Annotated in this window: 12 protein-coding genes; 7 read left to right on the forward strand and 5 right to left on the reverse strand. The window is 58.8% G+C overall.

What is annotated here, in order from left to right:
* The first annotated feature begins 62 nt into the window (after nt 1-62).
* Nucleotides 63-614 (forward strand): DJ-1 family glyoxalase III, encoded by a 552-nt coding sequence (locus AC1D19_RS21770; protein WP_108231207.1) that lies wholly within the window; start codon nt 63-65, stop codon nt 612-614.
* Here the strand turns inward: AC1D19_RS21770 and AC1D19_RS21775 are convergent.
* Entirely contained in the window at nt 611-1,870 is a 1,260-nt protein-coding gene (locus AC1D19_RS21775; RefSeq protein ID WP_477764512.1) for an MFS transporter, read from the reverse strand. The genes AC1D19_RS21770 and AC1D19_RS21775 overlap by 4 nt on opposite strands.
* A gap of 393 nt (nt 1,871-2,263) precedes the next feature.
* Here AC1D19_RS21775 and AC1D19_RS21780 point away from each other — a divergent pair, with 393 nt between their 5' ends.
* From AC1D19_RS21780 to AC1D19_RS21790, 3 genes are all read left to right on the forward strand, one after another.
* Complete coding sequence (locus AC1D19_RS21780; RefSeq protein ID WP_477764513.1) at nt 2,264-3,700, forward strand: cytochrome ubiquinol oxidase subunit I; 1,437 nt, start codon at nt 2,264-2,266, stop codon at nt 3,698-3,700.
* Between the two features lie 3 nt (nt 3,701-3,703).
* Nucleotides 3,704-4,711 (forward strand): cytochrome d ubiquinol oxidase subunit II, encoded by a 1,008-nt coding sequence (gene cydB / locus AC1D19_RS21785; RefSeq protein WP_223459181.1) that lies wholly within the window; start codon nt 3,704-3,706, stop codon nt 4,709-4,711.
* A gap of 100 nt (nt 4,712-4,811) precedes the next feature.
* Complete coding sequence (locus AC1D19_RS21790; protein ID WP_090451518.1) at nt 4,812-4,979, forward strand: DUF2474 domain-containing protein; 168 nt, start codon at nt 4,812-4,814, stop codon at nt 4,977-4,979.
* Nucleotides 4,980-5,043: 64 nt separating this feature from the next.
* Here the strand turns inward: AC1D19_RS21790 and AC1D19_RS21795 are convergent, their stop codons facing one another.
* The gene (locus tag AC1D19_RS21795) at nt 5,044-6,168 is read right to left on the reverse strand and encodes a methyltransferase (protein ID WP_477764514.1); all 1,125 of its coding nucleotides are present in this window, start codon (nt 6,166-6,168) and stop codon (nt 5,044-5,046) included.
* 175 nt (nt 6,169-6,343) lie between these two features.
* Nucleotides 6,344-7,057 carry an autoinducer binding domain-containing protein gene (locus tag AC1D19_RS21800; RefSeq protein ID WP_477764515.1) on the reverse strand — a complete coding sequence of 238 codons (714 nt, stop codon included), beginning with the start codon at nt 7,055-7,057 and terminating at the stop codon, nt 6,344-6,346.
* Between the two features lie 302 nt (nt 7,058-7,359).
* Between AC1D19_RS21800 and AC1D19_RS21805 the strand changes: the two genes are divergently transcribed.
* Nucleotides 7,360-8,136: a ferredoxin--NADP reductase gene (locus AC1D19_RS21805; RefSeq protein WP_477753929.1), complete on the forward strand. Its 777-nt coding sequence runs from the start codon at nt 7,360-7,362 to the stop codon at nt 8,134-8,136.
* Between the two features lie 41 nt (nt 8,137-8,177).
* On the opposite strand, the gene mscL is transcribed toward AC1D19_RS21805, so the two are convergent.
* Complete coding sequence (mscL, locus tag AC1D19_RS21810; protein WP_477764516.1) at nt 8,178-8,591, reverse strand: large-conductance mechanosensitive channel protein MscL; 414 nt, start codon at nt 8,589-8,591, stop codon at nt 8,178-8,180.
* Between the two features lie 641 nt (nt 8,592-9,232).
* On the opposite strand from mscL, the gene radA reads away from it, so the two are divergent.
* Entirely contained in the window at nt 9,233-10,600 is a 1,368-nt protein-coding gene (gene radA / locus AC1D19_RS21815) for a DNA repair protein RadA (protein WP_223541998.1), read from the forward strand.
* A gap of 114 nt (nt 10,601-10,714) precedes the next feature.
* On the opposite strand, the gene AC1D19_RS21820 is transcribed toward radA, so the two are convergent.
* The gene (locus tag AC1D19_RS21820; protein WP_477757074.1) at nt 10,715-11,083 is read right to left on the reverse strand and encodes a PilZ domain-containing protein; all 369 of its coding nucleotides are present in this window, start codon (nt 11,081-11,083) and stop codon (nt 10,715-10,717) included.
* 160 nt (nt 11,084-11,243) lie between these two features.
* Between AC1D19_RS21820 and AC1D19_RS21825 the strand changes: the two genes are divergently transcribed.
* A partial coding sequence (locus AC1D19_RS21825) for a carbon starvation CstA family protein (protein WP_477764517.1) occupies nt 11,244-11,852 on the forward strand: 609 nt, incomplete at its 3' end.

Below are 11,852 nucleotides of genomic sequence, written 5' to 3' on the forward strand. Positions count from 1 at the left end.
GTCCCGAACAAGGGGCAGGAAAGCTGGCTACGCTTAAAAGATCACTCTGTGGACAATACCTGATGACCTTTAGAGCCTTGATTGCCCTCGCCGAGGGCACCGATGACCTGCAAACCGTGACCCTGATCGACGTACTGCGCCGCGCCAAAATAGAAGTGGTGGTGGCCAGTATCGAAGGGCGGCGCATGCTCACCTGCGCCCGCGGCACGCGCCTGACGTCCGATGCCATGCTGGTGGATTTGCTGGCGCAGCCCTTCGACCTGATCGCCTTGCCGGGTGGTGCGGTGGGTTCGCAGCACTTGGCAGCACACCAACCCCTGCAACAATTGATCAAGGATCAGGCGGCAGCCGGTCGCCTGTTCGCCGGCATCGCCGAGGCGCCCGCCGTGGCGCTGCAGGCCTTTGGCGTATTGCGTCAACGGCGCATGACCTGCCTGCCCTCGGCCAGCCATCAATTGTTGGGCTGTAACTTCGTTGATCAACCGGTGGTGGTCGACGGCAATTGCATCACCGCCCAGGGCTCGGCTGGCGCCTTGGCATTTGCCTTGGCGCTGGTGGAACAACTCTGCGGAAAAGCCACACGTGCGGCGGTGGCGGGGGAATTGCTGGTTTAGCCTGCTTGGACTTTCGCTTCTTCCCTTTCTTCATCTTTAGCCACGTGCATGCGATCGCGGCTGGCCAGTGTCGGGAACAGTTTGACCCACGCCCCGGTTACCACCAGCGTGCCGATCCCGCCCATGACCACGGCTGGCACGGTACCGAACCAGTGGGCAGTCAGGCCCGATTCGAATTCGCCCAACTGGTTCGAAGCACCGATGAACAGACCATTCACGGCGCTGACCCGGCCGCGCATTTCGTCCGGGGTTTCCAGTTGCACGAACGAGGCGCGGATCACCATGCTGATCATGTCTGCCGCGCCCAATACCACCAGCACCGCCAGGGAAAACCAGAACGAGGTCGACAGACCGAAGGCGATGGTTGCCACGCCGAAAACGCCCACGGCGGTGAACATCACCCGCCCGACGTTGCGCTCCACGGCAAACCGCGCCAGGAACAGCGACATCAGCAGCGCACCCACTGCCGGTGCCGAGCGCAACAGGCCCAGCCCCCACGGGCCGGTCAACAGGATGTCCTTGGCGAACACCGGCAGCAACGCCGTCGCACCACCCAATAGCACCGCGAACAGATCGAGGGAGATCGCCCCGAGAATGTCCGGACGACTGCGGATAAAGCGAATGCCCGCCAGCAATGAATCCAGAGTGGCCTTGCCCTTGTTCAGCGGGGTTTGCCGGGCTGGCAGGTTGAGCATCAGCGAACAGGCGATGACATACAAAAGCACCGTCGGGCCATACACCCAGACGCTGCCGAAGGCGTAGAGCAAACCGCCGAGGGCCGGGGCGACGATGGTTGCCGATTGCTGGGCCGATTGCGCGGCGGCCACCGCACGGGGAAACAGCGCGCTGGGCACTATGCTGGGCAGCAGCGCCTGGGTGGTCGGCATTTCAAAGGAACGCGCGGCGCCGAGCAGGAAGGCCAGGATAAAGATCATTTCCCGTGTGACATGATCGGTGGCACTGCCGATGGCCAACGACAGGGCGATCAGTGCCTGCACGGACTGGCAGATCGCCGCGACCTTGCGCCGGTCATAGCGGTCGGCGACGTGTCCTGTGTGCAGCATGAACAGCACGCGCGGGGCGAACTCGACCAGGCCGACCAGACCCAGGTCGAGCACGTTACCGGTCAATTGATACAGGTTCCAGCCGATGGCCACGGTGAGCATCTGGAAGCCGCTGGCGGTGAATACCCGGGCCATCCAGAACGCGAGAAAAGGGCGATGGTGACGTAACAGCAAGGGCTCTTGGCTGGGCATCTGCGGGACAATCTGGGGAGAGGGGAGCGGCGAGATTATCACCAACCTGTAACAGGAAGTTGTCATGACAAAAAAATTTAGTTAGCCAGACATCTATTTCCTCAACGCTCCCACAGTGAATGTGTTGCAGCCAATGACAAAAGCCGTGAGGCAACTTGTCACGCGGCAAAAGACCACGCGGTTCATCCCCGAAATTGGGACTACTCTTTCAACGTTGATTGATCCAGATCAAAACCCACAAAAGGAATTGATCCGGCGGCCGCAAGGCCAGACTCCCTGCGTTGTGATGCGTGCAAAAAAAGAACAAACAGAGATTCGCCACACTCCATATCCGTGGGGACCGTGGGTGCAGGCTTCCAGCCAGCAGCCGTACTACCTGACAGAGGAAGACTTATGTTCGGTTTAGAGGCACTTGATCTCGCCCGAATTCAGTTCGCGTTCACCATCTCGTTCCACATCCTGTTTCCGGCCATCACCATCGGCCTGGCGAGTTACCTGGCGGTACTCGAAGGCCTGTGGCTGAAAACCCATAACGACACCTACCGTGACCTCTACCATTTCTGGTCGAAAATCTTTGCCGTCAACTTCGGCATGGGGGTGGTTTCCGGCCTGGTCATGGCCTATCAGTTCGGCACCAACTGGAGCCGCTTCTCGGACTTCGCCGGTTCCGTGACAGGGCCGTTGCTGACCTATGAAGTGCTCACGGCGTTCTTCCTCGAGGCCGGGTTCCTCGGCGTCATGCTGTTTGGCTGGAACAAGGTCGGACGTGGCCTGCACTTCTTCGCTACCGTAATGGTGGCCATCGGTACATTGATCTCGACGTTCTGGATTCTTGCCTCCAATAGCTGGATGCAGACCCCGCAGGGCTTCGAGATCGTCAACGGTCAGGTCATACCCACCGACTGGCTGGCGGTTATCTTCAACCCGTCGTTCCCGTATCGCCTGATGCACATGGCCACGGCGGCGTTCGTCGCCACGGCCTTCTTCGTCGGTTCCTCCGCGGCCTGGCATTTGCTGCGAGGCAGGGACAACCCGGCGATCCGCAAAATGCTCTCGATGGCCATGTGGATGGCATTGATCGTCGCGCCGATCCAGGCGGTCATTGGTGATTTCCACGGTCTGAACACGCTTGAGCATCAGCCGGCAAAAATCGCCGCGATCGAGGGGCACTGGGAGAACGTCGGTAACGAAGCGACTCCGCTGATCCTGTTCGGCTGGCCGGACATGAAGGAGGAGAAAACCAGGTTCGCTGTCGAGATCCCGTACCTGGGCAGCCTGATTCTCACGCACTCCCTGGACAAACAGGTGCCGGCGCTCAAGGAGTTCCCGCCTGAAGACCGGCCGAATTCGACCATCGTGTTCTGGTCGTTCCGGATCATGGTGGGCCTGGGCTTGCTGATGATTTTCACCGGTTTGTGGAGCCTGTGGCTGCGCAAGCGCGACACCCTCTACTCCTCGCGGCCGTTCCTGTACCTGGCGCTGTGGATGGGGCCGTCCGGCCTGATCGCGATTCTCGCTGGCTGGTTCACCACCGAAATCGGCCGTCAGCCGTGGGTGGTCTATGGCCTGATGCGTACGGCGGATGCGTCGTCGAACCATAGCTTCATGCAGATGAGCATCACCCTGATCCTGTTTGTCGTGGTTTATTTCGCGCTGTTTGGCGCCGGTCTTGGCTACATGATGCGCCTGGTGCGCAAGGGGCCGAAGACCGATGAAGGCAAGGAAACCAACGACGGGGGCCCCGGCCAGAAACGCACACCGGCCCGGCCGTTGTCCGCAGCCGACGACGATCACGCCGATGCCGGCCACAGCCTGACCAAGGAGATTTGAATCATGGGTATTGATCTTCCGCTGATCTGGGCCGTGATCATCATCTTCGGCGTCATGATGTACGTGGTCATGGACGGTTTTGACCTGGGCATCGGCATTCTCTTCCCGTTCATTCCGGGCAAGACCGATCGCGATGTGATGATGAACACCGTCGCCCCGGTCTGGGACGGCAACGAGACCTGGCTGGTGTTGGGTGGCGCGGCGTTGTTCGGCGCGTTTCCGCTGGCCTATTCGGTGGTGCTCTCGGCGTTGTACCTGCCGCTGATACTGATGTTGATCGGGTTGATCTTCCGCGGTGTGGCCTTCGAGTTCCGCTTCAAGGCCAGGGACGACAAGCGCCACCTGTGGGACAAGGCGTTCATCGGTGGCTCGGTCACCGCGACGTTCTTCCAGGGCGTTGCGCTTGGCGCGTTCATCGATGGGCTGCCGGTGGTCAATCGGCAGTTCGCCGGTGGTTCACTGGACTGGCTGACACCGTTCACGATGTTCTGTGGTGCGGCGCTGGTGGTGGCGTATGCGCTGCTCGGTTGCACCTGGCTGATCATGAAGACCGAAGGCAAGTTGCAGGAACAGATGCATGACCTGGCCCGGCCATTGGCCTTCGTGCTGCTGGCGGTGATTGGCATCGTCAGCATCTGGACCCCGTTGGCCCACGCAGAAATCGCCGCACGCTGGTTCACCATGCCGAACCTGTTCTGGTTCATGCCGGTGCCGATTCTGGTGCTGGTGACGATGTACGGTCTGATCCGTGCCGTGGCCCGCAACGCGCACTACACGCCGTTCCTGCTGACCCTGGTGCTGATCTTCCTCGGTTACAGCGGGTTGGGCATCAGCCTGTGGCCGAACATCATCCCGCCGTCGATCTCGATCTGGGACGCCGCCGCGCCGCCGCAAAGCCAGGGCTTCATGCTGGTGGGCACACTGTTCATCATCCCGTTCATCCTGGGCTACACCTTCTGGAGCTACTACGTGTTCCGCGGCAAGGTCACCCATGAAGACGGTTATCACTAGCCCTGTGCACCGCGAACCTGTGGGAGCGAGCTTGCTCCAGGCGGCGTTCCGACGATGGCGTCCTGACAGAAGCCATCGATCTACATCGGAGGATTTATCAATGAACGGCAAACATTCCCTGCACGACATTGAAGAAGCCGAAAAAAAGCCGCTGTGGCAGCGGCTCGGCTGGTTGGCCCTGATCTGGGTCGGCAGTGTGGGCGCCTTGTTCATCGTCGCCAGCCTGATGCGTCTGTTCATGAGCGCGGCCGGCCTGACCACGCACTGACATCTCTCCCGTGGCCTCAAGGCACGGATTTACGACCCTCCGACCGGAGGGTTTTTTTTGCCTGTTACTTGCGCGCCTTGAGGATGACGAATTTCGGATTGGTTGCCACTTGCTCGACACCGCGGAACAATCGCGCGAGCTTGCTGTGGTAACCCAGGTGACGATTGCCGACGATGTACAGCGCGCCGCCCACGACCAGCGCTTCGCGCGCCTGCTGGAACATCCGCCAGGCCAGGAAGTCGCCCACCACTTGTTGCTGGTGAAACGGTGGATTGCACAGCACAACGTCGAGCGATTGCGGTTCCTGGCCGGCCAGGCCATCACCGGCACGCACGATCACTTCCCGTTCACCCAACGCAGCGCGCCAGTTTTCAGAGGCCGATTGCACAGCCATGAACGACTCGTCCACCAGCGTGTAGTGGGCCTCGCGGTTTTGCAGGGCACTGGCGATGGCCAGAACACCGTTGCCGCACCCAAGGTCAGCGACTCGCGAAGTACCGAGGTTTTTCGGCAAGTGCGGCAGGAAGGCTCGCGTGCCGATGTCCAGGCCTTCGCGGCAAAACACATTGGCGTGGTTGAGCAGTTCGATAGCCGGTTCGTCGAGTCTGTATCGCGTTGGGTAAGGCGATACAACTGGCGTTTTGTCTTGCGCAGTGGCAATCAATAGCCGCGCCTTCTTCACGGCCAACGAGGCTTGCACCGGGCCGATGTAACGCTGGAGCAAGTCGCCCGCGGCCCGGGGCAGATGTTTGATCATGGCCGCGGCAACCACTTGGGCGCCGGGTGCCAGTTGACCTTGCAGGCGGATCAGTTGTTCTTCCAGCAGTGCCAGGGTTTTCGGTACACGGATCAGCACACAGTCGAACGGCCCGACAGGGGCCTCGCTGGCGGGTACGCTCGGCACCGCATCAAACGCCAGGCCGTTGCGCACCAGGTTCTTTTCCAGACCCTGCAAGGCCAGGAACGAATCACCGCTGCTGATCACCCGCACCTTGCCCGCCAGGCTGGCTGCCAGCGCGCCGAAACTGTCATTGAGCACCAATACCCGAGTGTCGACCGCCGGCTGCTGTTCGGCCAGATGATTGAGCAGGTATTCATCGGCCGCATCGAAAGCTTGCAGCGGTTCATTCTGCTGTTCGGGCTGGCGGATCAGGTCGAGGCTGGCGAAGGCTGTTTCGAGCAAAGGCATGGGGCGGGGCTCTGGGTAATCAACGGATGTCCCGCTGCCCGAAGGCGTTGAAGCGGGCGGAGCCGTCCGAGTGTAATGCGTCGTGCAGGTCTACACGCCAGCACTCAGGAGGAACCGCAAATGGTACGTTTTTTTTGCCTGGATTACCCGCAGGTTTTCCCGCAGTCGGGCGCTTTCAGATGGCTCCGGACCGGGCCGCGGCGATGACTGCCGCAATCTTGTTGTTGACGCCGAGCTTCTCGATAGCCCTGTGCACATGAAAGTTGATGGTGCGTTCACTCAAATTGAGGATCCTGGCAATTTCATAGGCCGTCTTGCCATCGGCCGACAGTTTCAATACTTCGAGTTCCCGCCGTGACAAGGGGGGAGCCTGGGGGCGAGCCGGTTTTTTCGGTTGCATTGCGTTCGCCAGAGCGTGCAAATGGCGGCTGATGAACACCGAGAATCCAAGATGCTCGTACAGCTCATAGGCTGAAATCGGGCAATGGCTTCTGGCCAGGCTGAAAATGCTGCGCAGACCGGTTTCCTCATCAAAGATCGCCTGGGACCAGCCATGCTGCAAGCCTTGTTGTCGCAGCAACTGCCATAACCATGGCGTCCTGGAAAAAAGCTCTTCACTCCAGAGAACAGGCAACATTGAGCGATTGCAATGCGCCACTATTGGATCTATTTGCATGGCGTTGTTTTTTTCATATTGAGTATTCCACTCATGGGGGTAGTTGTTCAGGTTCACCGTACTGGTGTCGACCCCGAATGAGTTTGAAGTAATTGAAAAGCCACAAAATTTATATCCAAGGTTTCTAGCGAAATTGAGCGCGATTTGATAGGCAGTACTGATCTCTTGTGTGTGCGTCAATTGTTTGAGCTGCGACTCCTTCCAGATCTCCATACAGTGATCTCCATTAGAGTGTCTTCTGGGTGCAGTATTGGATCAAGGATCCGGCACGCCACGAAGTGTAGGACATTTCCTGCGGAAGTGATTCGACAATTTTGCTCTTTTGACTGTTGGAAAAGTGTGCTCAAGGTTCTTAGGGAGTAAATGGTTATGAAATGCCACATATAATTTTATATGTAGGGTTGTATTCGTATTCTGTAATCGACTACTAGTGCGCATTAATGTCACTACAAATTGTCGGTGGTTACGCTGCTTTCTTTGCGGGACACTGGGGTATCTGTTGATTGGAGCCTTCCATGTCCGTCAGTGAAGAAAAATTTACGCGCCAGACCTTGCTCGAGGTTCATCCGCTGACCCCGAACCTGTTTACCCTGCGCGCCACGCGGGATGCAGGGTTTCGTTTTCGGGCGGGGCAGTTTGCCCGGTTGGGCGTCACCAAGGCTGACGGCAGCACGGTATGGCGCGCCTACTCCATGGTGTCCTCGCCCTTTGACGAGTTCCTCGAGTTCTTTTCCATTGTCGTACCGGGCGGTGAGTTCACCAGTGAACTGAGCCGCCTGGGCGTTGACGATACATTGCTGGTCGACCGCCAGGCCTTCGGCTACTTGACGCTGGACCGTTTTGTCGATGGCCGCGATCTGTGGTTGTTATCCACAGGCACGGGCATCGCACCGTTCCTGTCGATACTCCAGGATTTCGACGTCTGGGAGAGATTCGAGCGGATCATCCTGGTCTACAGCGTTCGCGAAGCCCGGGAACTGGCTTATCAGGAGCTGATCGCGGGGCTGGCGCAACTTGAGTATCTGGCTGAGTACGCACACAAATTGCAATTCATCGCCACAGTCACTCGTGAGCAGCATCCTGGCGCATTGAACGGGCGGATCACCACACTGATTGAAAACGGCGAGTTGGAGCGCAGCGCGGGAGTTGCGCTGACGCCTGAGCATTCACGGGTCATGCTGTGCGGCAACCCGCAGATGATCGATGACACGCGCAAGTTGCTTAAACAGCGGGACATGCACTTGAGCCTCAGCCGGCGACCCGGCCAAGTGGCGGTGGAAAACTTCTGGTAAGCAAAACGGCGCCTCAAAGGCGCCGTTTTTTGCCAGTGCAGTCAAGGCCGGTTGTTTTGGGCCTTGAGCAAGTCGCGGATCTCGCTCAGTAACTCTTCTTCCTTGGTGGGAACCGGCGGCAGGCTAGGGGCCACGGACTCCTCACGCTTCAGGCGGTTGATGGCCTTGACGCCCATGAAGATCGCAAAGGCGACGATGACGAAGTCGATGATGGTCTGGATGAATTTGCCATAGGCCAGCAGCACCGCAGGAATGGCGCCGTCTGCTGCCTTGAGCGTTATGGCCAGATCACTGAAGTCCACGCCACCGATCAGCATCCCGATTGGCGGCATGATCAGGTCACCGACAAACGACGTAACGATCTTGCCGAAGGCCGCACCGATGATGATGCCGACGGCCATGTCGACCACGTTGCCTTTGACCGCGAAGGCCTTGAACTCGTTTAGCACGCCCATAGGTTATTCCTTGTTACAGATGAGGTAGATGAAAGCAGTGTAAATCAGCCAATCGCATCCTGCTCGAATCAACGGCCTGCTGCGTTTGCCAGCCATTGACCCGGGTGGTGTTGAAAAATTCACCGATTGATCTCATCTGAGGTCGGTCAGGCCTTCTGAGGAGTTCGCATACGACGTTTTTTTTCAGCGAAATGGCGTCATTTGTGTGGGCGAGCCAAGGTTGAGCGACCACTCCTGAATCGGGACGCTCAAGATGATCGGGCAGTTAGTGGCCAAGAGGCTGCATTGAAAATTAAATGCAGCCGTAGTGATGTGAACTGTTTCGTTAGTTTGAGGTGTCTGACAAGTTGCGCGTTTCTCTGAATCATGGCTGCGTTTTGTTTGAATGTTTTCGAAGTTGTGCATGAAGTATGTAAGTGAACAAAGTCTGTATAGGTTTTCAAAGTGTGCGGTATGGCATGTCCCTAGAGTTTGTTGGCCGAGTTGAGCGAAAAACTTATACAAGGTTTTGTAGGGTGGGTGTATCTCAATATGCCTGTGTTTAATAAGGTTATTTGAAGTCATCAAAAGGGTTGCGAAATATCTGGCCGCACTCGCGCGCCTTGGCTGAGCTATCATCGCGTTTTTTTCCAGGAGTTCCGATGGCCAAGGCCAAGCGCATGTACGGCTGCACCGAGTGCGGCTCAACCTTCCCCAAATGGGCCGGCCAGTGCGGTGAGTGCGGGGCCTGGAACACGCTTACCGAAACCATGGTGGAAAGCGGCGGGGCAGCCGCCCCCAGCGGTCGTACCGGCTGGACCGGCCAGCAGGCGCAGATCAAGACCCTGGCCGAAGTCAGTGTCGAAGAAATTCCGCGCTTCTCCACCGCTTCCAGCGAGCTGGACCGGGTTCTGGGTGGTGGTCTGGTGGATGGCTCGGTGGTGCTGATCGGTGGCGACCCTGGCATCGGCAAGTCGACCATTCTGCTGCAAACCTTGTGCAACCTCGCCAAGAGCATGCCGGCGCTGTATGTCACTGGTGAGGAATCCCAGCAGCAAGTGGCCATGCGTGCGCGGCGCCTGGGGTTGCCTCAGGATCAACTGCGGGTCATGACCGAAACCTGCATCGAAACCATCATTGCCACGGCCCGTCAGGAAAAACCCAAGGTCATGGTAATCGACTCGATCCAGACGATCTTTACCGAGCAATTGCAATCGGCACCGGGCGGTGTATCCCAGGTGCGCGAAAGCGCGGCGTTGCTGGTGCGCTATGCCAAACAGAGCGGTACGGCGATTTTCCTGGTGGGCCACGTCACCAAGGAAGGCGCGCTGGCTGGCCCTCGGGTGCTGGAGCATATGGTCGACACCGTGCTGTATTTCGAAGGCGAGTCTGACGGGCGCCTGCGTCTGCTGCGGGCGGTGAAGAACCGCTTCGGTGCCGTCAATGAACTGGGCGTTTTCGGCATGACCGACAAAGGTCTGAAAGAAGTCTCCAACCCGTCGGCGATTTTTCTGACCCGTGCCCAGGAAGAAGTCCCGGGCAGTGTGGTGATGGCAACATGGGAAGGCACACGGCCGATGCTGGTGGAGGTTCAGGCACTGGTGGACGACAGTCACCTGGCCAACCCGCGTCGGGTCACGCTGGGGCTGGATCAAAACCGGCTGGCGATGTTGCTGGCGGTGCTGCACCGTCACGGTGGCATTCCGACCCACGATCAGGACGTCTTTCTCAACGTGGTCGGCGGGGTCAAGGTGCTGGAAACGGCGTCCGACCTGGCGTTGATGGCGGCGGTGATGTCCAGTTTGCGCAACCGGCCGTTGCCCCACGATCTGCTGGTGTTCGGTGAAGTCGGGCTTTCCGGTGAAGTGCGTCCGGTGCCGAGCGGTCAGGAGCGTTTGAAAGAAGCCGCCAAGCACGGCTTCAAGCGGGCCATCGTGCCCAAGGGCAATGCGCCGAAAGAGGCGCCGGCGGGGTTGCAGATCATTGCCGTCACTCGCCTGGAGCAGGCACTCGACGCGTTATTCGAGTAACGCCTATCCCCCGTAGGAGCTGCCGAAGGCTCGGGCCGCGTTCGGACGATCTTTTGATCTTGCATTTTTAAGATCAAAAGATCGCAGCCTTCGGTAGCTCCTACAGAGGTACGTTCAGGCTTCGATCAGCGCACCCAACTCTCGCTCCAGTTCGGCTTCGTCGCCCAGGTTGAGCTCGATCAATCGCCGCAGGCGTTCGATGGACTCCAGGCTGATGTGCCGGCAGACAAAGCCAAGCTGGCCGTGATCTTCGTGGGTCAGGTGCACATCCATGGCGATATCGACGTCATCGCTCAGATGAATATCTACTGAAAAATCCTGCTGGCGATCGCCCTGCCAGTGTTCGGGTCGCTCGATCAGCAACCCCTTGAGCGACAGATCAATCAACTTCACCGGCCAGGTGGACTCACCCTGACTCAGCCCGGTTCGGGCATCGAACGCAATACGTTTGAAGCGGCGACGTTCGGCAGGGTGCTCGCTCATGGCGCGATCCTCTTAGATGTACGCTGACTATAGACCTGCACTCTTGAAGGCGGCCAGCGCGTGCAGGTATCCAGCCCTATATCGGGGTATGGTCTTTGCCGTCAGGAGCGCTAAACTCGGGGTGGTTGTCTTTCTTGTCCACTCTGGCTGGAATATCAAAATGAAAAATAATAATAGCCCGCTACGCCATTTGCCTTGGCTGGTGCTGGCAATCACAGGTGCGTGCGCCCTGGGTGTCGTGGCATTGCGCCGGGGCGAGGCAATCAACGCCTTGTGGATTGTGGTCGCTGCCGTGGCCATCTATCTGGTCGCCTATCGCTACTACAGTCTGTTCATCGCTAACAATGTCATGCAACTCGATGCGCGGCGGGCCACTCCCGCTGTGCTCAACAATGACGGTCTGGACTATGTGCCGACCAACAAGCACATTCTCTTCGGTCACCACTTCGCGGCCATCGCCGGCGCGGGTCCGCTGGTCGGTCCGGTGCTGGCGGCGCAGATGGGCTACTTGCCCGGCACGCTGTGGCTGATCGCCGGCGTGGTGCTGGCCGGTGCGGTGCAGGACTTCATGGTCCTGTTCATGTCCACCCGCCGCAACGGCCGTTCGCTGGGCGACATGGTCCGTGAGGAAATGGGCCGCATCCCCGGGACCATCGCGCTGTTCGGTTGCTTCCTGATCATGATCATCATCCTCGCGGTGCTGGCGTTGATCGTGGTGAAAGCCCTGGCCGAAAGCCCGTGGGGCATTTTCACGGTGATGGCGACCATC

This window comes from Pseudomonas sp. P1_C12, assembly GCF_056406435.1.

Coding starts and splice junctions, on each gene's coding strand:
- AC1D19_RS21770 (WP_108231207.1), top strand. CDS start 63: ATGACCTTTAGAGCCTTGATTGCCCTCGCCGAGGGCACCGATGACCTG.
- AC1D19_RS21775 (WP_477764512.1), bottom strand. CDS start 1,870: ATGCCCAGCCAAGAGCCCTTGCTGTTACGTCACCATCGCCCTTTTCTC.
- AC1D19_RS21780 (WP_477764513.1), top strand. CDS start 2,264: ATGTTCGGTTTAGAGGCACTTGATCTCGCCCGAATTCAGTTCGCGTTC.
- cydB (WP_223459181.1), top strand. CDS start 3,704: ATGGGTATTGATCTTCCGCTGATCTGGGCCGTGATCATCATCTTCGGC.
- AC1D19_RS21790 (WP_090451518.1), top strand. CDS start 4,812: ATGAACGGCAAACATTCCCTGCACGACATTGAAGAAGCCGAAAAAAAG.
- AC1D19_RS21795 (WP_477764514.1), bottom strand. CDS start 6,168: ATGCCTTTGCTCGAAACAGCCTTCGCCAGCCTCGACCTGATCCGCCAG.
- AC1D19_RS21800 (WP_477764515.1), bottom strand. CDS start 7,057: ATGGAGATCTGGAAGGAGTCGCAGCTCAAACAATTGACGCACACACAA.
- AC1D19_RS21805 (WP_477753929.1), top strand. CDS start 7,360: ATGTCCGTCAGTGAAGAAAAATTTACGCGCCAGACCTTGCTCGAGGTT.
- mscL (WP_477764516.1), bottom strand. CDS start 8,591: ATGGGCGTGCTAAACGAGTTCAAGGCCTTCGCGGTCAAAGGCAACGTG.
- radA (WP_223541998.1), top strand. CDS start 9,233: ATGGCCAAGGCCAAGCGCATGTACGGCTGCACCGAGTGCGGCTCAACC.
- AC1D19_RS21820 (WP_477757074.1), bottom strand. CDS start 11,083: ATGAGCGAGCACCCTGCCGAACGTCGCCGCTTCAAACGTATTGCGTTC.